Below are 21,500 nucleotides of genomic sequence, written 5' to 3' on the forward strand. Positions count from 1 at the left end.
GCCACAGAAATAGTATTTCAAAAAAATGAAGTACGAAATCTAGAAGAACAAGAAAAAATGGGGACGTATTTTATACGGACAAGTTTAAAAACGACAGACGAAGAAACACTTTGGACGATATATAATACGATAAGAGAAATTGAAGGCACATTCAGGTGCCTGAAATCCGATCTTGATTTGAGACCAATTTATCATAAAAACGATGATGCTTCAATGGCACATCTTCATCTTGGAATCCTTGCATATTGGCTAGTAAACACCATACGGCATCAATTAAAAAAAGAAAAAATAAATTGTGATTGGAGAGAAATCGTTCGCATTGCAAATGTTCAAAAAGTGGTTTACAGCTCAGCCCACAATAAAAAAGACAATCTGATAGAAATCAAAAAATGTAGCGAACCAAGCGATAAATTGCTACACATTTATAAAGTCTTAAAATTGAAATATTATCCGTTTACTAAAAAGTCTGTAGTACACAAACTGGAAATAAAAAAAAGTGAATCACTTATAGACAGTGGCAGTTCGGGCTAAAGACCTGCAACTTGGGTTAAAGTTTGGAGCTCTGCGGAGAATCTTTTAAACCTGGCTTATTGTCACAATATTGCAAATAGCGCCCGTTTTTAATCAATTTTTGTCGCGGTAATTTTATCGTGACAACGAATAGGCAGTACAAAGTGCAAACAAAAAATTTAAAAATGATCCTATTGCTGAGTATTGTTGTATCAGGCATGGGACTAATCCTGTTTTCTCAAATCTAAAAATCCATATAAAAAGTATGATTTAAAACGATATATATGGGTTATTGCTAGGTTAGGTGGGTAGAAAGGGCTATCTCTCTGAAAGAAAACCTGGCATTACAACTTTTTGGATTGGTCTTCAAAAATTTTCCAATTATGCAAGGTTGAATACTCTTCAGAGATGTGTCCAGACGATAGGCACTTCTACTCTCTTTTATTCCGGTCTTAATTGACCATTTCTTCATTGATGATTTAGGAATTGGCATTTATAAAGTCTTTATCCGTACTGTCAATTGTGTCTTAAAGTGACTATTTCTGGGATTTATAGCATAAAGCTAAACTACTTTTGCGGGTCTAGTTTTGAATCATTATTCCCAAACCTAATTTTTTTGAAAAAAGAACTCATGAGTATCTATAACAGCAGTCCTTCCCATCTGAACTAAATTCCCCGTGTTTTTTAAAAATATGCCTAGAGTTTTTTCATTATAAATCAATTTCATTTCCGAAGAATAATCTGTAACTAAATACATATCTCCTTCTAACTTAAAAAAAGTAATTTCTGATTTACCTTTTGCTTTTATTCCTTTATTAACGACAACACCATTAGTTAATACATCCTTTAGAACTGTCTCATTTTTTTCTTTTGAAGCTACTTTTGCATAGGCTAACATCATATTCATCCATTCGGCACTATCAATCAAGTACCAACTTACTTTGTTAAAGTCAATGCCTTGATCGCTAATCCAACCGTAGCTAGTAAAAGCGAGTAATACTTGCTTTTCACCATCAAGAACTGGATTATCTGTTGGACTAAATTCTTGTATTTTAAAAGAAATAACAGACGTTGATGACATATCTTTTGTTTTTTTGCCATTAAAGTCAAGTGTTTTTAATGAAAAACTATTTAACTCAGGATGATTGGCTAAAACCCATTGTGTAGCAGTCAATTCTGCTCTTTCTTTCATATCCTCAACGGCAGCAATTCCTGCTCCTATGGCTAAAAGACCAGTGCCGACTGCAACTGCTGCCGCAGCACCATTACTTTGCGCTTTTGATTGTTTGGGAGCTAATAATGCAATAATAATTAAAACAATAGTCAATTTTTTCATTTAGTAGTAAGATTTGGATTAATAATATATAAATGTAATCTATCGATATTCATTTGCTTTACGGCTTCCCATAAAAGGATTGTTTATTTTGAATATGCATAATCTGACTAACAAAAAAAATAGAGTTAGTCGGGAATAATAATTCATTTTAATTTTCAACGAGATTCTTTATTGCTTCACTAACTTTTTCTGAACAATTTTACCATAGCCTTCCTAAGTAATAGTCATATTTGAATGACCTAGTAATTCTGAAACAATTTCCATTGAAATATCATTGGTAAAGCAAAACACTAGATTCGAATATCTTCCTAGCGGTGTGGGCGTGCAAATTATAAAATTCACCTAAATGTCCGGCAAATTTTACTATGGTATTCCTCAGGCCTCCATAGCACTGTTAATTGGGGCTTTTAATTTAAACTGAATTTTCCAGAGCTATTTTTTTTAAATCATCCATAAAATGGTTCGAAAATTGTCCCATCAGGGTCACAAAAAAGGATAGAACTTTTCATAAAGTTTCTATCTTTTTTTTCTATTTTATTTTCAATCCAAATTGAAAATTACTAAATAATAGGATCAATACGAAAACCTGTGGGGAAGCATTTTTTTTTACTTACCAATATTGCAGTAAATCATAATCTTTACACAAAAACTGATGTTTTGGTTCACAGAAGGTTATCTTTATGAAAATATAAAAATATGTCAGATAAAAACAAAAAGTCGTTCGGAGTTTGGATGGATTCACAGAACGCAACAATCGTAGGAAAAGAAAATATTGATAATGGAGAATTTGTTATACTCGGACATGTAAAAAATGCAGGACCAGATAATAATTCGAATGAAAAAACTTCAAACAATCAAGAAATTAGCTTAACGCACAAATTTTTTAAAGAGATTGCAAGTAAGATGCCTAACATTGATCAAATTCATATAACCGGAACGGGACAAATCCAAGAACAGTTTATCAATTTTTTAACTGAAAGTCCACAATATAAAAACGCAGTATCAACTGAAAGTACGTCTAATAAAATGGATGATGAAAATCTTGTAGCATACATTACGAAATATTTTAATTAGATATTTTCAAAAATCGTAATATTATTAAGACCTTAGATTATTTTTTAAGGTCTTTTTTTTAAGATCAATATTCCAGCACTTATAATTAGAATATTTTGGATCAACTATTACCTATCTTATTTAGATTTATATAACGTATGCAAATTGACAACTAGGTTAAGTAAAACTTTTTTACAAGACTCTGCCATCCCAAATATAATCCTCTTGTTCTAGTAAAATAACTTTGGAAGAGAATAAGCGATGATTTGTGTTTATTACATAATTACTTTCTTGTGGAATTAATGCTGATGGTATTTTTAAAAACTAAGGTTTCTTTTTCTTGATACCATTTTGATCCTAGTTCTTAAAGAACGCTATAAGCAGCAGCCTTTCTCCAATCGCTAGGCAAATTACTTTCCCTGACTTCTTTTATTAATCCTGCTTCATCTGCAATAGAAATAACCATAAGCTTATAGGTATTGTGATTTCTATTGCTGCCCTATGAACGACAAGCGCAAGTGTTGATAACGAACGACTGCAACCTGTATAAATTACATATTCATTTTCCTTATTCCATCTGTTTTCTGTTCCTGATGCAGTCAATTTTTTCGAATATTTAGCGCTACTTATTCTATATACATTCATAGTCTAAATGTTATCGCCAAATTCTATAGCAGTTAGACGATCGTCAATTATTTTAATTCCTGTGATTGTCCCTAAATAATCTTTAGGGGCTTTATTATATAAATAAAATTGGGAGAAATTAACCATTTATCAAAATTCTCACTTGTCGCAAAAACTTCCTCTCCATGTTGATATAATGCAAGTAACAAAACAACATGTTCTTTGAGCAACTCTTATGATGATCAGTGTATTTATTGCTGCATATAGTATAAAAAAATCTTTTCAATTGGAGAAAGTTAATTAAAGGTACTATGATATCGGATGTAAATGATATTTAGATTTAAATGAATTATAATAAATTTGACTTAAACGTTATCTACATCTAAAAACGATGAAATTCTAGTGGTAAACTTCTATTAACAGATTCTTTATCCCAGCAAAAGGGCACCAGAAAATAAAAGGCAATAAGAAGCCACTGAAGAGACAAAAGATCTCATATTATTTCCCCAAACCGTATTATTGCAAAAAACCACTCCTAATGTAAGAGTGGTTTTTGCAATAGTATGGAAATACTAAAAAACGGATAATACAACTTTCACCACATCGTCAAAAACTTCCTTTTCAGTTTCGCCAGAACGAGCTAAAACTCTTATACCCGAGTAATTATTAAATATAAATCGAGCTAATAATCGCGCATCATTTGATGTCGAAATTTGACCTAAATCCTGTCCCCTTTTAACGGCCATATAAAAAACATCTTCTATACTTTTTCTGTTTTCATTTACTATTTTTGCAATTTCCTTATCGTGCATCGCCAATTCAACAGTTGTATTAACTACAAAACATCCTTTGGTAATCTTATCCTGAAGACTTTCAATAATTGCTTGTGCAAAGATTTGCTTTATGGCTTCTTTTATGTTATCTGATTTTTCCAGAATACTGCTGACCTCATCCAATGATTGTTTTTGATACCGTTGCAAAGCTTTAATAAACAAGGACCGTTTATCACCAAATGTATCATAGAGACTGGAGCGACTTAAACCTAAATGCGTTACTAAATCTTGTGCAGAAGTTCCATTGTATCCTTTATGCCAGAAAATTTCTATTGCTTTATCTAAAACATCCTCTTCTTTAAACTCTCGTAATCTTGCCATAAAAACCCATTATTATATTTTTGTAAAGGTAATGCACGAGAACATTCATTCCGAAATTATAACAAAAATTAAACTACTGAGTTTACGGTAAGTCCACCATCTACAACAATTTCAGTTCCTGTTATAAATGAAGAGTCATCCGAAGCTAAGAAGCTTACTGTTTTTGCTATCTCAGAAGGCTGGGCAAAACGTTTCAAAAGAATTTTGCCCCCTAAAACAGCCCCAAAACCTTCTACTTCTTCTTTACTCAGTCCTAGTTTCCCATAAAGCGGCGTTTCAACAGGACCAGGAGAAACTGCATTAACTCTAATTTTTCTCGGTGCAAGTTCAGTTGCAAATACCCTGTTGAAAGACAAAACCGCACCTTTACTGGCAGCGTAAACACTTGAATTCGGCATTCCAATACTAGCATTAATAGAGGTATTAAAGATTATGGAAGCACCATCATTCAAAATGGGAAGCAATTTTTGAACCGTAAAATAAACCCCTTTTACATTAACGTTCATTATGCTGTCGTAATGTTCTTCGGAAGCGGACTCTACTGGAGCAAAAGACGCTATACCTGCATTAAGGAAAACAATATCTAATTTACCAAATTTAGATTTTACTTCATTTACTAAATTGTCGATCGATTTTAAATCTGCTTGATCAGCAACAATTCCAGTTATGTTCAATTCATTTTCAGCATTTGTCAAAGCTTCTTTATTTCTTCCTGTAACAATAACGGTAGCGCCTTGTGCGACTAATTCTGCGGCAGCTGCATAACCAATTCCGCTATTTCCCCCTGTAACCAGGGCAACTTTATTTTCTAACTTAGTCATCTTATTATTTTTTAAATTCTAATTAATTATTTTAAATTATTTTTTTTCTAAAAAGAAATCTAACAATCCTTTTTGAACGGCAGGTGTATTTTCTTGAACTAACCAGTGACCTGAATCAGATATGTTGGTTTCGCTCACATCATTCGCTACAAGTTTAGTGTGCTCTTTTAAAAATGAAGCAGCAAAGTACTGGCCTCCCATAGTTAATACAGGCATATTCAGTTTTTGTTTCATCAATTCAACATTGTCTTTTCCATCCTGCGGGAAAGCACCAAACCAATGAAAACTTCCAGTCGTTGCTCCCTTTACGGAATAAGCGCGAATAAATTCAGCCGTTTCTTCTTTTGTGAAAGAATCTTTTACATAAGCAACTACAGGCCAAAAATTAGTCAAAAATTCCTTTTCCTTACCAACTACAATATCACCAGAAGCAGACCATCCAAAAAAGCCAAACCACCATGCAGAGGCTGAGACCTGAGACCAAACTGGCTCAATTCCTGGAAGTAAAGCATCCATTAAGGCAAGTTTCTTAACCTCACCTGGGTACTGCGCCGCATAAGCATAAGCAACCATCAACCCAATATCATGTCCTGCCAGATTAATGCTTTTATACCCCTAATTTTTTTACCAGCTCGTGGATATCGGTAGCCATAGTTTTTTTGTCATACCCTCCAACCGGTTTACCCGACTCACCCACTCCTCTCAAATCAGGCGCAATAACTGTAAAATGTTTCGAAAGTTCCGGTAACAGTCTGTTCCACATATACCAGTTTTGACTAAATCCATGAACCAATACTAATGGCTCTCCCTTTCCGCCTATTACATAATGAATGTCCACACCATTGACATTCACAATCTCATGCTTAAAGTTGGATGGTGGATTAGCAGCTTTAACTTTTTGACTTTGCGCTTCAGAAGAAATCCCAAACAGAACCACCAGTGATAGCAATGAAACTTTTTTAATTAATTTTTTCATCAGTATATTTATTTATTCGACAAAGATATAATAACGGAACGAACGTTCCGTTATTATTATTGTTAATCTTTAGTTAATTATTCAACCTTAAGATTTGCATGTCAATTGATTGATTCCGAACAGGAAACAACAAAACAATTTACGCAATCAAAATGGGCTAATTAACTCCCGAGTTACTCGCTTTGAATCGATACAAAAAATTAAAAATAGAAGTAAATAGGAACCAGGCAAAAGAAGGAACTTAGACCTTTCCCGTCCAAATTATTGCAAAATCCTTAAAGAAAGAACTATCTATATGGTTGCGATACTATATTAATTCCAAATCTTTTCAGATCATGTATCCGAGTCGCTAAAAAAGCGGAAAGATTAAATTTTTCCTTTCCTTAAATAGTACTTTGATAATTTGGAATGTTTGAATTTATTTTTTTATCAGCTAATCTGTTCATACTTTAAACAGGCTACCATCCTATTCATCTATTCAGTGCTATCAATCAAACACCATCTCACTTTGTTGAGCCAATACCTTGCTCACTAATTCAACCATAGCTTTTCAAGAATTATGCAAAGGAATATTTTAAACTATTCTTCCTTTTTCGTATAAAAACCAATGTGAAAATTACTCCGAAAATAGTCATGATAACTCCAACCAAATTTGGCGATGCATAACTGTAGCCTGCCACTAAAGGCAGTCCCCCCAAGAATGCTCCCAATGCATTTCCAATATTAAAACTTGCCTGAATGGCAGCCGAAGCTATCATTTCTGCACCCTTCGCGGTCTGAATCATCAACATCTGGATTGGCGCCACAATCGAAAAGGAAGTACAACCTGTTAGGAAGACCAAGAGCAACGAAACATATTGATTTGATGAAAAGAAAAAAACCAAAAGCAAATCGATTCCCATAAACAAAAGTAAGATCATCACTGTTTTTTCCGGCGAGAATTTATCGGCTAATTTACCTCCTGCAAAATTCCCTACCACCATACCTAAACCAGCTAGAATTAATATATAAGAAACATTTTTTGCAGAGAATTTGGAAACTTCCGTAAGCAAAGGGGCGATGTAGCTTATCCATGCAAACAATCCCCCAGAACCAATTGCCGTGATTGCAATAATCAGCCAAGCCTCCGTTTTCTTAAAAAATTTTAATTGAATTTTCATACTTTCATTGCCTTTTGCTTCCAAATTCGGCATCCATAAATAAAGAAAAACAAGCGTAAACAAACCGACTATCGTTATCAAAATGAAAGTATACCTCCATGAGAAGTAATGCCCAATATAAGTTCCTATAGGAACTCCAATTAGGTTCGCTAAAGTCAAACCCCCAAACATTATGGAAACGGCTCGTGCCTCCTTTCCTTTATCGGCTAACCGACTTGCTACAACGGCTCCAACTCCAAAAAATGCGCCGTGAGGCAAACCCGAAAGCAAGCGCGAGGCAAATAAAATTTTATATGTTGGTGCAATAATCGATAACGCATTGAAAACAGTAAGCATCACCGCCAAAATCAAAAGTATTTTTTTTGGAGGAGAATTTCTGCCTATAACCACCAATAATGGAGCGCCAATTACAACCCCTAAAGCATATGCAGAAATTAAATATCCTGCGACCGGAATTGATACTTTTAAATCAGAAGCGATGTCTGGTAGTAAACCCATCATCACAAATTCAGTAATTCCTATTGTTAAACCACCTAAAGCGAGCGCAAAGAGACTTTTTTTCATTTTAATTTGTAAAAATTTATGGTACAAATTTATTACTAACAAATTCTAAAAAGTTGTATTTTTGTGATATATAATTGTAATTATAATACATGTCTACGTTAAATCAGTTTGAAACGCTTGTCATTGATGAATTTGAAGAAGAGAAATTTCATCTGCCGGCTCACAGCCATACCTATTATGAAATTATTTATATCATAAAAGGCAATGGAATTCACCATATAAACAGCAACCTGCTTCACTACAAAGCAGGTGATTTATTTGTGATTTCACCAGATGATGAGCATTATTTTGACATAAGAAAAAATACGCGATTTGTCTTTATAAAATTCACTGACAATTATTTTAATTCCAATAAAAAACTTTCCTGCGATGAGTTTTTGCTGAATACGCCCGAAAATTTTATGCGCGATAAATTACTTAAGGAAACAGTTTTGAAATTAGACGATCCTTGTAAGACAATTTTAAAAAATACGATTGAAAATATAACGACTTACAACTGTGAAACTGACATCTCCACTTCTCCAATTGTGTTTTATCAAATTCTTTCCATCTTTGGATTAATCAAAGAAACAATGCGCTGTATGAACTTACAAATCAAAGGGAATTATATTGATAACAAACAGATTATATCTTATATTCATCAAAATATTTACGATCCGAAGTTGATTCAGATTAAGTCGATTTCAAACCATTTTAACATTGCCCAAACCTATTTTAGCGCTTATTTCAAGAGAAATTTTTCGATTACGTATCGAGATTACATCAATAATTTACGAATCAAATTGATTGAAAAAAGAATTTCAAACAACCAAATGCCAATCAAACAGATTGCTTATGAATTTGGTTTTTCTGATGACAGTCATTTATCTAATTACTTTAAAAAGAAAAAAAACAGCAGCCCAAGTCAATTTAAGAAGCTATAACCTTTAGTCTTTCCATATCTGCAACCTCGACAAGTGCCGGAGATCTCATCGACAAATAATGGCAACAGCCCAAGCATTCAGCACAACTGAACATTAGCAAGTTTCGGATTTTATGACGACAAATTTCTTTCGACCTTTGCCTTATAAAATTTGAATATAATGAACGAACAACAAAATATCAATTATAAACGAATTGCAGAGGCAATCGAGTATATCAAAACAAACTTTAAAGACCAACCAAATCTTGACGAAGTAGCAAAGAAAGTTAATTTAAGTCCTTTTCATTTTCAGCGCCTTTTTAGCGAATGGGCAGGAACTAGCCCAAAAAAATTACTGCAATACACCACCGTAGAATATGCCAAGACATTATTAAAAGAAAATCAAGCAACACTGTTTGAAACTGCCCACGAAACAGGACTTTCAGGCACAGGCCGATTGCATGACCTGTTTATCAGCATAGAAGGAATGACGCCTGCCGAATACAAAAATGGAGGGAAAGACTTGATTATCAATTACAGTTTCGCAGCAAGTCCATTTGGAAACATTCTGGTGGCGTCGACAGAAAAAGGAATTTGTTATATGGCATTTACTGACGATGAGTCTGTTTCATTTTTAACAATGCAAAACCATTTTCCAAATGCTCATTTCAGACAAATGGTAGATTTAATTCAGAAAAATGCAATTTCAATTTTTACTAACGATTGGACAAAACTCAACCAAATAAAACTTCATTTAAAAGGAACAGATTTTCAACTAAAAGTGTGGCAAACACTTCTAAAAATTCCGTTGGGACAGCTTACGACCTACGGAGCTATTGCTAATAAAATTGAAAACCCGAATGCTTCAAGAGCAGTAGGTACCGCTATTGGAAGCAATCCAGTTGCTTTTTTAATTCCTTGTCATCGCGTTATTCTGTCAACAGGAATATTTGGAGGCTATATGTGGGGTGACACAAGAAAAACAGCGATTATTGGTTGGGAGGGAACAAAAATACATTCCGAATTTTAAGTTAGCAAGTTTCGGGTTTTATCTCTAATCACCTTTGTGAATCTTTGCATCAAATTTAAAACCAATAAAAATGCAAAAATGTAAAAACAAAGTTGCCTCAATTACGGGAGGAACAAACGGAATGGGGTTTGCCACAGCATCAATAAATTGGCAAAACATAGATAAAGAAATGCACGAAAAGGGATTTGCTATAATTTCAAAACTTATAACAAATGAACAATGCACCGAATTGATAAAATGCTACGGCAATCCTAATCTTTACCGAAAAACGGTAGTAATGGAACGCTACCGTTTTGGTTTGGGAGAATATAAATATTTCAATTATCCACTACCAAATCTTATTCAAAGCATTAGAGAAGGTGTATATCCAAAACTTGCTCCGATTGCCAACGCCTGGATGAAAGTGCTAAATATTCCCACTACCTTTCCTGAGTCACATCAAGACTTTCTGAAACAGTATATTGAAAATAATCAACAAAAGGCAACCGTTTTGATTTTGAAATATGGGAAAGGCGGACACAATACCTTGCACCAAGACCTATATGGAGATGTGTATTTTCCAATTCAGACTGTTTTATTTCTAAACGAACAAGACCAAGATTTTACAGGTGGCGAATTTGTGTTAACTCAACAAACGCCACGAGCGCAATCAAAAGCAATTGTATTAAAACCTAAGAAAGGAGACCTGTTAATTTTCACAACCAACTTTCGACCAGTTAAAGGCACTAAAGGTTACTATCGCGTAAATATGAAACACGGCGTGAGCGAAATTCAAAGTGGCGAACGACATACTTTGGGAATTATCTTTCACGATGCTTTGAGTTAGAAAATGATAAAACATCTTAAAATAAACGACCGCGATTTAAGAAATATAATTAGACGAAAAGAAATTTGCTTCGGTGGAAATCTGAAACTAAACATATACGGAACACTTCAATGTAACTCTGGTAAACGAATGAAACGTGAGAACAGAGTTTTCTTTACATCGGAAAACGAAGCTGTTAAAAACGGCTTTCGACCTTGTGGGCATTGTATGAAAACAGAATATAAAAAATGGATTTCTTTAACACCGAAATAGATGTCCAAAATAATTTTATAAAAAACGTAAGGTATAAATTAGCCTTTTTTCAACGTATCATTATAGTACACCTATACAGCCAGTTAGGCGATAAAGCAACAACAGAAATAAAAAAAATGCAAATCAAACCCCGTTATGTAAATTCAAATCTTGATTTATTTTGATTTGCTGCCATTTTAAAAAGGACCTCCGAGTTTAATTAAAAACCACAATACTATCAGAACTCCTATCGACAAACTCGCTGCCATAATAAAAAAAGCTCCCAAATAGAAAAATAGCGTACTTTGTTTATCTTCTTTTTTCATTAGTTTGTTCTTTTAATTTCTTTACTCAGTTTAACTATTCTTTTTACTGTATTCAATTTTATAAACATTTTCATACTGGAGGCATTTTTTATATCAAAGTAACAAGTATTCACTCGCTTTGACAATACCAACATTTAGTGATTTTCTCCTTTAAATAATTTAAGGAGACAAGTAAGAGAAATTAATCAATTAAACAGCCTTAAAATTACTTTGATCATAAAAAAAGCGTCTTGACACTACATCAAGACGCTTTTTTTCAATATAAATCTGCTTATTTCAATAATTGCTGCAAGGGTTTGAGCTGCTGTAAATCAATATTTGATTTTTGCAAAACGCTTATCATGGTCATGATATTGGTTGGATTCATATCTTTTCCCAAAACACGAACAATGGCAAAACCAGTTTCTTTCTTATTGGCAAAAAAAACAAACTCTTCAATGTGCTCATCGGAACCGACATAACTTACCGAAGCACCTTCTTTTCCGGATCCAAACTTCATCAGTTGCTGGTACTTTTTATCCTTGAGAATCAAATTGACTTTAGCGCGTTCTACTTCAAATTGCGCTTTATTTTTATCATCTAATTTAAAAGCCAGAACATTCATCTTATCAAAAGATTGCAAAGCTGTTTTTTGCTCCAATGACAATTTTGTTTTATCCACATTCAATATTTCCGGAGAAACATCTAATGCTATAAAATTTTTGTTTTCTGTATTTTCAACAAAGTATTTCTGTAATGTTGGCTCTGAATTGCAACTGAATAAAAACAAACTAAAAAGCAGTGCAATACTATAAACAGATTTCATTTTATTTTTTACCTTTTGTTGCTTTCTTCAAATCATCACCTCCAGGAATCCGCATTTTATCCGTAAGAATCGAAATCTCACTTAAATCAAAATCCCCTGTTAACGACATTAAAACCGTATCGTCATTTTTAGCGCCTTCAATAAACATCAGCAACTCCCTTATTTGAGAATCCTTCGCTCCTGATTTTACTAAAATTTTGATGTTTTTTCCGCTGTCACTTACACGCATCAATTCTTCAAGACCTGCTGTTTTAATGTACTTATCAGCGGCCACTTTCATTTCGCCTTCTACTCTGGTACTTTTAGTGGTAAAGACCTTTAAGTTGTCTAATTTTTTTATCAAATTCAGGTACTGTTGTGTTTCTTTATCGGAAGTATCCACTTTTACTTTACTCATCAGGTCAAACATTTTTTTGTTAACAATGATTGAAGTAACATCATCCTGCCCGTCGAATTTATCGAAGGCCGACTGCGCAAAAAATGGACTTGAAACTAATACTGCCACTACTGTTATTAAAAATTTTTTCATTTTTTTTTTATTATTATTGTTTAAAAATTAATTCTTTTGAATCCTGGTATTCCTTAATGTAATATACACTTTCTATGCCAACGTTTACATGATTCGATAATAATGCCAATGCTTTTTGAGTTTCTCTCAGGGCAACTTCAGGATCATCATAAGTTCCTAAATCCTGTTTCTCATTTGCCTTACCATAATTATAAAATACGTACGTCCCAATTCCCAGCAAAACAACTACCGAAGCCGCAATAGATAACCACGCTACATACCGCTTCTTAGATTGGAGTGGAATTTCTTGCTTCAACATTTGCTCCTTTGCGAGAGTAAAATAACCAAACATAGGCTTGTATTGTTCTAAATGCTGCGCAACATCCTGTGAAGAAAAATAATTATGCAATTCATTTTCTTCGGCAATACTGGTTTCTCCCTGAAAGTATTTTTCTAAAAGTATTTCTATTTTATTTAATTCCATAGCTGTGTGTTTTTGTCATGCTTTCCCGTATCGTTTTCCTCGCTCTTGAAAGTGCCACGCGGATTGCGGTTTCATTCATATCTGTTATTTCCGCGATTACTGCAAATTCATATTGTTCGATGTCCCGCATTTGTATTAACAACCGCTGCTGTTCCGGTAACTGGTTTATTATTTTTTCAACCCAATTCAAACTATCGATGTCTTCTACTTTTTTATCCAAACTAGCTTGGCTATCCGTAAAATTATTGTGCACGATTTTGATATTCCCTGCTCTTTTAGATTTCAACTGATCCAAACAATAATTTTTTGTCATTGTCATTGCAAAAGCTTCGACACTATTGAAGCCATTTAAATTTTTATTTTTACTCCATAACTTAACCCAAACTTCCTGTGTCGCATCTTCTGCCTCTTCCGTACTTATGAGCAGTCGCTTTGCCAGCCGAAAGACTTTGTCCTTGAATGGTAAGATTAGCTGCACAAACTCATTTTGGTTCATAAAGAGTATTTATTAAAGCGGTTATACAATCAAGACGATTCATGTTTCTTTTTGTTACAAAAAAAACTTAAAATAAAAACTAAAGTTAGTATTTTTACGTTCATAAAAGATATCGCATCCCCAAACATGAAAAAAACATACCTACTTTCGCTTTTATTGCTGCTATCCATTTTTACATTTCAAAGTTGTCAAGACAATGATGACGTAGCGGCACCTGTAAACTTAGACGTTCAGGATTTCATATGGAAAGGATTAAATCAATATTATTTATGGCAAGCGGATGTGCCCAACTTAGCGGATGACCGATTTGCAAATCAAACAGAATTAAATAATTTCTTGAAAGCATATCCTGTTCCCGAAAATCTATTTAATGCTTTGAGAGTCGATAAAACCATTGATAGATTCAGTTGGATTGTAAATGATTATTTAGAACTAGAGGGAGCGCTTCAGGGTACTACAAAAAATGATGGTGTCGATTTTGGCTTAAGTTACAAACCAGGAAGCACTACCGAAATATTTGGATATGTGCGCTATATTATTGCCAATTCAGATGCTTCGACTAAAAGCATCAAGCGTGGCGATTTTTTTACTGCCGTAAACGGGACACAACTTACCATCAGCAATTACCAATCACTATTAGCGGCTGACAGTTATACCTTAAATATGGCTGACTACAATGGAACGACGATTGTTTCCAATGGAAAATTAGTGGAATTGACAAAAACAGTCTTAGCCGAAAATCCCATATTAATCAACAAAGTAATAGTTTCCGGTTCACATAAGATAGGATATTTAATGTACAACGGTTTTTATGCTAATTATGATACTCAATTGAATGATGCTTTTGCTTCTCTAAAATCACAAGGAATTACTGATTTGGTTTTAGATTTACGCTACAATGGTGGTGGTTCTGTTCTTACAGCAACACGATTGGCGAGTATGATAACAGGACAATTTACAGGGCAGATATTTGCAAAGCAACAATGGAATGCTAAAATAAACAGCTATTTTGAAACGAATAGTCCTGAATCTTTAAAAAACAACTTCACTGATAAAATTGGAACAACGGCTATCAACAGTTTGAATTTGACCAAAGTTTATATTCTAACAACCAAAAGCACTGCATCAGCAAGTGAATTGGTGATTAACGGATTGAAACCTCATATTACGGTTGTACAAATTGGCGATGTGACAACCGGAAAAAATGTCGGATCAGTCACACTATATGATTCACCTACTTTTGGCGCTGAAAACAGAAACCCAAATCACAGATATGCAATGCAACCAATTGTATTAAAAATAGTAAATTCGGTTGGTTTCGGTGATTACTTTAATGGATTACAACCGGATTACCTGTTAAAAGAAACTGTGACTACTTTTGGTATTCTTGGAGACACTTCAGAACCGTTACTGAGTACTGCAATTGGTAAAATCACAGGAACTGCCAAAATGCTGAAACAGAATACTGAAAAAGGTTTTGAATTTTTTAAAGACACAAAATCTATAAATGGGCTGCAAAACCAAATGTATATTGAGAAAGCACCGGAAGGCCTTTTGAAAGCTTTGAAATAACTTGAAAAGTTACATACTAAAACAACGTTTTTCAAGTTAATACCTAATAGTCAATACTTTAAACATAAAGCGCATGAAAAATATAACTAAAGCATTCCTATTCTTGATTATACTTGTTTCATTTTCCTTTATAAGGCCTAACCGATTAGAACCAAAGAAAATAAATATAGTTATTGATCCCGGTCATGGCGGAAATGATTTTGGAGTCACTTCTAATTCCATTACTGAAAAGCAAATTGTAGAGCAAATCACTAACAAAATAAAATCTTCGAATAGTAATGTCGTGATTCATCTTACCAGATATGAAGATAAATTTTTATCCCTTGAAGAAAGAACTGATTTTATCAATAGAATTAAACCGGATTTAGTTTTATCGCTGCATGTGAATTCAAGTTTAAATAATAAAACATCGGGGCTGGAATTTTATGTAGCAAAAGAGACCGAATTTTTTGAAAAATCAAATGAAATTGCAGGAAGATTAAATGATAAATTTTCAGAGAATACCAAATTAAAAACACTAGGTGTAAAAACCGGTCCTTTTTACATTCTTAAAAAATCAGAGGTCCCTGCAGTAATTATTGAACTTGGCTATTTAACCAATGAGGATGACAAAAAATATTTAATTGACGACAAAGAACAAAACAAAATGGCTAAATCCATTTCAGAATTCATTTCAGAAATGAAATAAAAATAACGGGTACAAAAAACCCGTTCCAAACTGGGGAACGGGAATTAAGACTAAAACTAAAATATTTTTTTTTATTTTTTTTAGAATAAGAAATTTAAACCTATTTTAAAATTTCTTCCTCTGGTACTATATCCTCTGGTTTCAACAAAATCTTTATCCAGAATATTATCTGCCGCAGCAAAAATATTTACTCTTTTTTTGATTAATTCATAACGCACATTCGCATTAACCAATTGGTAATCTTTCAAAACTTCTGAGTTTAAAACAGGATCATACGTAGGCGCAGGATAAGTGGTATACTCAAAATATCTATCCGACACAAATTGATACGCCAGGTTAAAAGCAAGGCGTGTTGTTGCCTGTAAGTCCATCGAAGCATTGACTTTATGTTTTGGATTTAAAATACGAGATTGTTTTTCTAATTCAGTGAAGGTATAATTTGCATTGAATTTTACTTTATCATTAAAAGCATAAGAAATCATTGTTTCAAGACCTTTTGCTTTATTTTTACCACTAACATTATAGTATTTATACGTCATCAAATCAAATCCGATAGCATCTTGCTCTTCCCTTTGAAAAACAACTGTATTTAAAACCACTTTTTTATTTACCAGACTTACTTCAAAACCAGCTTCAGCTGTCGCGTCTTTCTCTGGAGATAAATTCAAATCACCGTATGGAGAGTATAATTGGTACAAACTTGGAGTAATAAAAGCGGTACTATAAGAAGCCAATACTTTTAATGATTCTGAAAAGCTATAGGATGGATTAATATTATAAACTAAATTATTCCCGTATTTACTATGAATATTATACCTCGAACCGACATTTAAATTTAATCCAAAGCCAGAATTATAAACGGCAGTAACATAAGGATCAATCATATTGAATTTTGCCACTTCGTTTGTAATAACATCATACTGACTCTCGTTAGCCATTTCGTGAAATTGAAATTGTGCTCCGGTCACTATAAAAAACTGCGATGAAAGTTCGTATTTATTAAAAGCATCAACATCGACACTTCTTGACTTCGCTTGGAATAAAGATCCATAACTAAAGATATCTCGATTAATTACGTTTGCACCGGTATTAATTACCAATTCCCCTTTTTTGTATTTGTATTTTGAAGAAAAACCAACTCTATATTGCTCCGAAAGACTATAATTTTCGAGGTCATCTGCAAACGAACCTGCATCAAAATCATTTTTCATTCGATCATAATTAGCAAAGAAATTCAACGTTAATTTTTTAGTTGGAGTAAAGCCAATTTTCACTACTGAATTTACTCTTGAAAAATCATCGTTTTCAAATTTAGTATTTGAACTTAATGGTTTTGCTTCGGAAATTCCTGTAGTTTCAGTACTATTTAAAGAAGCAAAATAATTTACTTTTTCAAAACCACCATTTACAGCAAAACCCTGATTGTAATCCTGTATGCTATAATTTGCTTTTTTAGCAATTGTTTGCGTACCGATGTTCATATATGCATTTCCTGCAATAGCTTTTTTGCCCGCTTTTTTTAGTGTAATATTAATAACACCTGTTGCTGCTCCAGAACCGTACAAAGTACTTGAAGCCCCTTTCATAATCTCAATACTTTCAATTTGTTCCACCGGAAGCAATCTCAAATCATACGATAAGCTAATTCCAGAAGCATCCGTTACCGGGATCCCATCAATCAAGATTAAAAGTTGATGATTTCTTCCTCCCCGAACATAAAGGCCCAAATCTTTACCATTGCGACTCTGATTCCCGTTTATTTCAACACCTGCTACCGTACTTAAAATCGCAGCCACTGATTGTCCTGATTTTCTCTTTAAATCTTCAGCAGTAATTTTCACGATAATTTTCCCTGATTTCTCCTTTGGCAACGCAAATTTAGAGTCAGAAACTACAACCTCATTAAGCTGTTCCGGCTCTTGGTCTTGTGCATAAGTGTTCATTGCAAATAATAATGCAATCGCGCTAAAGCGAATGAATTTTTTGTTCATTTTAAAAATGTAAAATTTAATAAAGTGGGAGAAAAGCACAGAATGACCCATACCCAAACCTTTTTTCCCGAAAGTTTGATACTCGACGTAATAGGCAGGTCTCCTGGCTTGCGTCTTGTTGTTTACCTTCCCATTCGCGAAAGCGAACAGTGGTTTGTGGATAACAACAAGCTTGATAGCTTACAGTTGCGGGTACAGCTCAGGATTCATGATTTAAGATTAGGATTCATGATTTAGGATTTAAACCTAAAATCTGAAATCTAAAACTTGAAATCTTTCACCTGATTCCCTTTTAATGTGGTTTGAAAAAACAAACCTCAACCTCAATACGGCCGCAAAGATAAAATTATATTAAGAAAACAACCTATACTATTGCGAATTTTATAATTGAATTTTAATTACCGCTCCAAAATCAACTTTATTCTGAAAAGCATCTGCAAGAGGCAAATCTGAAATTTTACATAAAAAACTACGTATCACTCCAGCGTGTGCAACAATAATTACTGGTTTGGAATCAACTGTCTGAAGTTCATTATTTATAAAATCAACTACCCGGCCATATAAATCAGTAAATGATTCTCCGTTGGAAACACGAACATTTACAAAATCAGTCATCCAAAGATTTAGTTCTTCCGCTTCAATTTGATCCCATTTTTTCATTTCCCAATCTCCAAAATTCATTTCCATTAAACGACAATCTTTATTTACCGTAGCAATTTCTGAATTTTCTTTTATATAATTTGCCAAAAGGACACAGCGAAGTAGCGGGCTGGAATATAACATTGCTTCTTTAGGCAATTGATTCAAAACAGACTTAAAAACAGCATCATAAGGCGCTGCTATTTTTACATCAGATTGTCCGTAACAAATTCCTTTTTCGCAAACCGTTTCCGTGTGCCGTACTAAATAAACTTCCATAATGCAATAACTGATATATAAAAAACCACTTCACAAACCTGTTGGGTAGCGCCCAAACAATCCCCAGTATACCCGTGAATCCATTTCTGAAAATAACGCACTAAAAAAAAACGAGTCAGAAAAACAGGTATTAAAACCAAAAATACCTGCCACACAAAACAACACAAAATACCTAATGGAAGTAATCCAAAAAATAATGCGCCAAGCACTTCCCTCCAAGAATGGGTTTGTGCAATGGGTTTGCTTTTACTCGAAGCATCCTCTCGAGAATATTCATGTGTAAACACTATGGAAATGGCCGCTAATCGACTTATAGCATGCGCTGAAACAAGCAGTAAGAAACAAAGAAAATACACATTAAGGTTCGTATTTTGCACATTTCGAAAAAGCATGTTTGTGGACATTAACTTTACTAACAACAGTAAAACAATACCGATCGCTCCATAAGCACCAATAGCACTGTCTTTCATAATCATCAGGATTTTCTCTTTGGTCCAACCGCCGCCAAAACCATCACAAACATCGGCAAAACCATCTTCATGAAAAGCTCCTGTAACTAAAACGGAGGCAATCATAGAGAAGATTACTGCAATTTCAGGAGCAACTAAATAATTAAAAACGCAATATACTCCAAAAGCCACGCTACCTACAATCCAACCAATTAATGGAAAATAACGGGACGCTTTATTTAAATAATCCGGATTATGATCGATATTTTTAGGACAGGGAATCCTGGTATAAAACATTAGTGCCGTAAAAAATATATGGAGTTCTTTTTTCATTTTTATATTATTTTGGCTAAGGCCAATTCATCTACTCATTAATAGTCGCATTGTTAAAGCGCACGGCCATTCACTCCTGCTGATTCAAAACTGGCCATATCATTTAAGAAAGCTACAGCCGACTCAATTATAGGAAAAGCAATAGCACAACCTGTACCTTCACCCAATCGCAAATCGAGTTGCAACAAGGAACGAACTCCAAGGTAATCTAATATTTTTTGGTGTCCCTGCTCAGTGGAAGAATGGCAAAAAATAGCATTTTCAGTAATGGATGGATTCTTTTTAAAGGCAATTAAAAAAGCGATAGTGCAAATAAAGCCGTCAACAAGAATCAGCATATTCTCTTCTTTTGCCTGAAGCATTCCACCTACGATCTGCATAATTTCAAATCCCCCGAAATAGGCTAATTTGCTTTCTAAATCATCTGAGCCATGGTAATTATCAAGACATCTTTTAAGGATATTAATTTTTTGACTTAACTTTTCATCATTTATTCCAGTTCCTTTTCCAACACAATCTTGAATTGGTAATTCTAAAATAATACTCATTAAAACCGAAGCTGTCGCTGTGTTGCCAATGCCCATTTCACCAAAACCAATACAATTACTACCCTTTTTTGCAATAGTTGCAACAATTTCGCTTCCTTTTATAAAACACAATTCAACTTCCGTTTTACTCATTGCGGCTCCATGTAAAAAAGAGTGCGTTCCCTTCCCTATTTTAGCCGAAATTAAATCTGTATTCATAGGAAAATCATAATTCACACCCGCATCCACAATAGCTAATTGGATCTTGTTTTGGTTACAAAACACATTGATTGCTGCTCCTCCTGCCAAAAAATTATTCACCATTTGTCTGGTTACATCTTGCGGATAGGCACTTACTCCATGATTTGCAATTCCGTGATCAGCCGCAAAAACAACCATATTAGGTTTTGTGATTTTAGGTTCCAACGTCTGAAAGACCATACCGATTTGTTTGGCGAGTACCTCTAAAATCCCCAGAGAACCGGTTGGTTTGGTTTTTTGATCTATTTTATGCTGCAGCGCATGTGCAAAAGCACCAGAATCGCTTTCCTTTTCAATAGCAAAAAGACCTTTCCCCACTTTACTTTCATGCAAAATAGTAATTTCCTCAACTAATGGAATTTCTTGTTTTTGCTTCCAATTCAGTTGTTGCAACATGGGTTGATTACCATAATTAGTAGCTGGTTTTCCCACACAAAAATACCCCAACGGCTCCATATTTTCAGGCAAACCTAATAATTGCTTGAACTGATAATAGTTTAATATTGAAACCCATCCCATAGAATAACCCTGCTCGGTTAATGACAGCCAAATATTTTGTGCCGCACAAACCGTACTAAACTTTACCGCTTCATTACTTCCGACAGTTCCAATCGTAAAATTATTCAAAACCGAACGATCATAGCAAATGACTAATCCGAGTGGCGCTTCTTCTATTGCCTCTAGCTTAAGGGCTTTGTATTCTTGTTTTTGTCGTTCATTATCCGTTAGTGAAATTGCTTTTTTATCGTAATCCAAAAACAAATCTTTAATGGCTTTTTTGACTTCAGCGGTTCTTACAAGATAATATTTTGTAGCATCAGTCAAACCTACTGACGGTGCCCAATGTCCTGCCTGCAGCGCTTTTTCAAGAACACCTTCCGGTATTTGATCATCCGTAAAATGACGCGTGTCGCGACGGGATTTTAAAATTTCATCTAAATAAGTCATCTTAAAAC

The 21,500-nt window shown here is 34.0% G+C and carries 23 protein-coding genes, 1 pseudogene and 1 riboswitch; of the genes and pseudogenes, 8 read left to right on the forward strand and 16 right to left on the reverse strand.

Annotation, left to right across the window (positions count from 1 at the left end; genetic code table 11):
* Positions 1–531, forward strand: a pseudogene (locus ACNQGH_RS14510) (hypothetical protein); the annotation flags it as partial.
* Between the two features lie 586 nt (positions 532–1,117).
* Here the strand turns inward: ACNQGH_RS14510 and ACNQGH_RS14515 are convergent.
* The gene (locus ACNQGH_RS14515; protein ID WP_417956742.1) at positions 1,118–1,846 is read right to left on the reverse strand and encodes a hypothetical protein; all 729 of its coding nucleotides are present in this window, start codon (positions 1,844–1,846) and stop codon (positions 1,118–1,120) included.
* Positions 1,847–2,542: 696 nt separating this feature from the next.
* On the opposite strand from ACNQGH_RS14515, the gene ACNQGH_RS14520 reads away from it, so the two are divergent.
* Entirely contained in the window at positions 2,543–2,920 is a 378-nt protein-coding gene (locus ACNQGH_RS14520) for a hypothetical protein (RefSeq protein WP_417956743.1), read from the forward strand.
* Positions 2,921–3,331: 411 nt separating this feature from the next.
* On the opposite strand, the gene ACNQGH_RS14525 is transcribed toward ACNQGH_RS14520, so the two are convergent.
* The 6 genes from ACNQGH_RS14525 to ACNQGH_RS14550 form a co-directional block, all read right to left on the reverse strand.
* A complete protein-coding gene (locus ACNQGH_RS14525; protein ID WP_417956744.1) occupies positions 3,332–3,544 on the reverse strand; it encodes a hypothetical protein in 213 nt (70 codons plus the stop codon).
* Positions 3,545–4,095: 551 nt separating this feature from the next.
* Positions 4,096–4,677, reverse strand: coding sequence for a TetR/AcrR family transcriptional regulator (locus tag ACNQGH_RS14530; protein ID WP_417956745.1), 582 nt, complete (start codon positions 4,675–4,677; stop codon positions 4,096–4,098).
* A 68-nt stretch (positions 4,678–4,745) separates the two neighbouring features.
* Positions 4,746–5,498 (reverse strand): SDR family oxidoreductase, encoded by a 753-nt coding sequence (locus tag ACNQGH_RS14535; protein WP_417956746.1) that lies wholly within the window; start codon positions 5,496–5,498, stop codon positions 4,746–4,748.
* Positions 5,499–5,534: 36 nt separating this feature from the next.
* Entirely contained in the window at positions 5,535–6,071 is a 537-nt protein-coding gene (locus ACNQGH_RS14540; protein WP_417956747.1) for a hypothetical protein, read from the reverse strand.
* A 34-nt stretch (positions 6,072–6,105) separates the two neighbouring features.
* Positions 6,106–6,474, reverse strand: coding sequence for an alpha/beta fold hydrolase (locus ACNQGH_RS14545; RefSeq protein ID WP_417956748.1), 369 nt, complete (start codon positions 6,472–6,474; stop codon positions 6,106–6,108).
* 557 nt (positions 6,475–7,031) lie between these two features.
* Positions 7,032–8,198, reverse strand: a complete 1,167-nt coding sequence (locus ACNQGH_RS14550) for an MFS transporter (protein WP_417956749.1) — start codon at positions 8,196–8,198, stop codon at positions 7,032–7,034.
* Between the two features lie 89 nt (positions 8,199–8,287).
* Between ACNQGH_RS14550 and ACNQGH_RS14555 the strand changes: the two genes are divergently transcribed.
* The 4 genes from ACNQGH_RS14555 to ACNQGH_RS14570 all read left to right on the forward strand — a co-directional run bounded on the left by ACNQGH_RS14555 (position 8,288) and on the right by ACNQGH_RS14570 (position 11,207).
* Positions 8,288–9,121: an AraC family transcriptional regulator gene (locus ACNQGH_RS14555; protein ID WP_417956750.1), complete on the forward strand. Its 834-nt coding sequence runs from the start codon at positions 8,288–8,290 to the stop codon at positions 9,119–9,121.
* Positions 9,122–9,280: 159 nt separating this feature from the next.
* Positions 9,281–10,129 carry a bifunctional helix-turn-helix domain-containing protein/methylated-DNA--[protein]-cysteine S-methyltransferase gene (locus ACNQGH_RS14560; protein ID WP_417956751.1) on the forward strand — a complete coding sequence of 283 codons (849 nt, stop codon included), beginning with the start codon at positions 9,281–9,283 and terminating at the stop codon, positions 10,127–10,129.
* 121 nt (positions 10,130–10,250) lie between these two features.
* Positions 10,251–10,955, forward strand: coding sequence for a 2OG-Fe(II) oxygenase (locus ACNQGH_RS14565; protein ID WP_417956870.1), 705 nt, complete (start codon positions 10,251–10,253; stop codon positions 10,953–10,955).
* A 3-nt stretch (positions 10,956–10,958) separates the two neighbouring features.
* Entirely contained in the window at positions 10,959–11,207 is a 249-nt protein-coding gene (locus ACNQGH_RS14570; protein ID WP_417956752.1) for an Ada metal-binding domain-containing protein, read from the forward strand.
* Between the two features lie 176 nt (positions 11,208–11,383).
* Here ACNQGH_RS14570 and ACNQGH_RS14575 read toward each other — a convergent pair whose 3' ends face one another.
* The 5 genes from ACNQGH_RS14575 to ACNQGH_RS14595 form a co-directional block, all read right to left on the reverse strand.
* Positions 11,384–11,512, reverse strand: coding sequence for a hypothetical protein (locus ACNQGH_RS14575; RefSeq protein ID WP_417956753.1), 129 nt, complete (start codon positions 11,510–11,512; stop codon positions 11,384–11,386).
* 271 nt (positions 11,513–11,783) lie between these two features.
* Positions 11,784–12,317, reverse strand: coding sequence for a DUF4252 domain-containing protein (locus ACNQGH_RS14580; RefSeq protein ID WP_417956754.1), 534 nt, complete (start codon positions 12,315–12,317; stop codon positions 11,784–11,786).
* Between the two features lies 1 nt (position 12,318).
* Positions 12,319–12,846, reverse strand: coding sequence for a DUF4252 domain-containing protein (locus ACNQGH_RS14585; protein WP_417956756.1), 528 nt, complete (start codon positions 12,844–12,846; stop codon positions 12,319–12,321).
* Between the two features lie 13 nt (positions 12,847–12,859).
* The gene (locus tag ACNQGH_RS14590; RefSeq protein WP_417956757.1) at positions 12,860–13,309 is read right to left on the reverse strand and encodes a hypothetical protein; all 450 of its coding nucleotides are present in this window, start codon (positions 13,307–13,309) and stop codon (positions 12,860–12,862) included.
* Positions 13,296–13,805 carry an RNA polymerase sigma factor gene (locus ACNQGH_RS14595; RefSeq protein ID WP_417956758.1) on the reverse strand — a complete coding sequence of 170 codons (510 nt, stop codon included), beginning with the start codon at positions 13,803–13,805 and terminating at the stop codon, positions 13,296–13,298. The genes ACNQGH_RS14590 and ACNQGH_RS14595 overlap by 14 nt, the downstream gene beginning before the upstream one ends.
* Before the next feature lie 126 nt (positions 13,806–13,931).
* On the opposite strand from ACNQGH_RS14595, the gene ACNQGH_RS14600 reads away from it, so the two are divergent.
* Both ACNQGH_RS14600 and ACNQGH_RS14605 read left to right on the forward strand, forming a co-directional pair.
* Entirely contained in the window at positions 13,932–15,377 is a 1,446-nt protein-coding gene (locus ACNQGH_RS14600) for a S41 family peptidase (RefSeq protein ID WP_417956759.1), read from the forward strand.
* 73 nt (positions 15,378–15,450) lie between these two features.
* On the forward strand, positions 15,451–16,065 hold the full coding sequence (locus tag ACNQGH_RS14605) for an N-acetylmuramoyl-L-alanine amidase family protein (RefSeq protein WP_417956760.1): 615 nt from the start codon (positions 15,451–15,453) through the stop codon (positions 16,063–16,065).
* An 80-nt stretch (positions 16,066–16,145) separates the two neighbouring features.
* Here the strand turns inward: ACNQGH_RS14605 and ACNQGH_RS14610 are convergent, their stop codons facing one another.
* The 4 genes from ACNQGH_RS14610 to cobT form a co-directional block, all read right to left on the reverse strand.
* Positions 16,146–18,056, reverse strand: coding sequence for a TonB-dependent receptor plug domain-containing protein (locus ACNQGH_RS14610; RefSeq protein WP_417956761.1), 1,911 nt, complete (start codon positions 18,054–18,056; stop codon positions 16,146–16,148).
* Positions 18,057–18,133: 77 nt separating this feature from the next.
* A riboswitch (cobalamin riboswitch) is annotated at positions 18,134–18,397 on the reverse strand.
* Positions 18,398–18,437: 40 nt separating this feature from the next.
* Entirely contained in the window at positions 18,438–18,974 is a 537-nt protein-coding gene (cobC, locus tag ACNQGH_RS14615; RefSeq protein WP_417956762.1) for an alpha-ribazole phosphatase, read from the reverse strand.
* Complete coding sequence (locus tag ACNQGH_RS14620; protein ID WP_417956763.1) at positions 18,959–19,756, reverse strand: adenosylcobinamide-GDP ribazoletransferase; 798 nt, start codon at positions 19,754–19,756, stop codon at positions 18,959–18,961. The genes cobC and ACNQGH_RS14620 overlap by 16 nt, the downstream gene beginning before the upstream one ends.
* 53 nt (positions 19,757–19,809) lie before the next feature.
* Positions 19,810–21,492: a nicotinate-nucleotide--dimethylbenzimidazole phosphoribosyltransferase gene (cobT, locus tag ACNQGH_RS14625; RefSeq protein WP_417956764.1), complete on the reverse strand. Its 1,683-nt coding sequence runs from the start codon at positions 21,490–21,492 to the stop codon at positions 19,810–19,812.
* Between the last annotated feature and the right edge of the window lie 8 nt (positions 21,493–21,500).

Origin of the sequence: Flavobacterium kochi (assembly GCF_048286715.1) — a bacterium.
Lineage (GTDB): Bacteria > Bacteroidota > Bacteroidia > Flavobacteriales > Flavobacteriaceae > Flavobacterium.

Excerpts from the sequence above, each read along its gene's own strand:
- ACNQGH_RS14540 (WP_417956747.1), bottom strand. The coding sequence starts at position 6,071 with ATGGTTGCTTATGCTTATGCGGCGCAGTACCCAGGTGAGGTTAAGAAA.
- ACNQGH_RS14610 (WP_417956761.1), bottom strand. The coding sequence starts at position 18,056 with ATGAACAAAAAATTCATTCGCTTTAGCGCGATTGCATTATTATTTGCA.
- ACNQGH_RS14560 (WP_417956751.1), top strand. The coding sequence starts at position 9,281 with ATGAACGAACAACAAAATATCAATTATAAACGAATTGCAGAGGCAATC.
- ACNQGH_RS14600 (WP_417956759.1), top strand. The coding sequence starts at position 13,932 with ATGAAAAAAACATACCTACTTTCGCTTTTATTGCTGCTATCCATTTTT.
- ACNQGH_RS14535 (WP_417956746.1), bottom strand. The coding sequence starts at position 5,498 with ATGACTAAGTTAGAAAATAAAGTTGCCCTGGTTACAGGGGGAAATAGC.
- ACNQGH_RS14565 (WP_417956870.1), top strand. The coding sequence starts at position 10,251 with ATGGGGTTTGCCACAGCATCAATAAATTGGCAAAACATAGATAAAGAA.
- ACNQGH_RS14590 (WP_417956757.1), bottom strand. The coding sequence starts at position 13,309 with ATGGAATTAAATAAAATAGAAATACTTTTAGAAAAATACTTTCAGGGA.
- ACNQGH_RS14595 (WP_417956758.1), bottom strand. The coding sequence starts at position 13,805 with ATGAACCAAAATGAGTTTGTGCAGCTAATCTTACCATTCAAGGACAAA.
- ACNQGH_RS14570 (WP_417956752.1), top strand. The coding sequence starts at position 10,959 with ATGATAAAACATCTTAAAATAAACGACCGCGATTTAAGAAATATAATT.
- ACNQGH_RS14620 (WP_417956763.1), bottom strand. The coding sequence starts at position 19,756 with ATGAAAAAAGAACTCCATATATTTTTTACGGCACTAATGTTTTATACC.
- ACNQGH_RS14585 (WP_417956756.1), bottom strand. The coding sequence starts at position 12,846 with ATGAAAAAATTTTTAATAACAGTAGTGGCAGTATTAGTTTCAAGTCCA.
- ACNQGH_RS14530 (WP_417956745.1), bottom strand. The coding sequence starts at position 4,677 with ATGGCAAGATTACGAGAGTTTAAAGAAGAGGATGTTTTAGATAAAGCA.
- cobC (WP_417956762.1), bottom strand. The coding sequence starts at position 18,974 with ATGGAAGTTTATTTAGTACGGCACACGGAAACGGTTTGCGAAAAAGGA.
- ACNQGH_RS14605 (WP_417956760.1), top strand. The coding sequence starts at position 15,451 with ATGAAAAATATAACTAAAGCATTCCTATTCTTGATTATACTTGTTTCA.
- ACNQGH_RS14545 (WP_417956748.1), bottom strand. The coding sequence starts at position 6,474 with ATGAAAAAATTAATTAAAAAAGTTTCATTGCTATCACTGGTGGTTCTG.
- ACNQGH_RS14515 (WP_417956742.1), bottom strand. The coding sequence starts at position 1,846 with ATGAAAAAATTGACTATTGTTTTAATTATTATTGCATTATTAGCTCCC.
- ACNQGH_RS14555 (WP_417956750.1), top strand. The coding sequence starts at position 8,288 with ATGTCTACGTTAAATCAGTTTGAAACGCTTGTCATTGATGAATTTGAA.
- ACNQGH_RS14580 (WP_417956754.1), bottom strand. The coding sequence starts at position 12,317 with ATGAAATCTGTTTATAGTATTGCACTGCTTTTTAGTTTGTTTTTATTC.
- ACNQGH_RS14550 (WP_417956749.1), bottom strand. The coding sequence starts at position 8,198 with ATGAAAAAAAGTCTCTTTGCGCTCGCTTTAGGTGGTTTAACAATAGGA.
- ACNQGH_RS14575 (WP_417956753.1), bottom strand. The coding sequence starts at position 11,512 with ATGAAAAAAGAAGATAAACAAAGTACGCTATTTTTCTATTTGGGAGCT.
- ACNQGH_RS14520 (WP_417956743.1), top strand. The coding sequence starts at position 2,543 with ATGTCAGATAAAAACAAAAAGTCGTTCGGAGTTTGGATGGATTCACAG.
- ACNQGH_RS14525 (WP_417956744.1), bottom strand. The coding sequence starts at position 3,544 with ATGAATGTATATAGAATAAGTAGCGCTAAATATTCGAAAAAATTGACT.
- cobT (WP_417956764.1), bottom strand. The coding sequence starts at position 21,492 with ATGACTTATTTAGATGAAATTTTAAAATCCCGTCGCGACACGCGTCAT.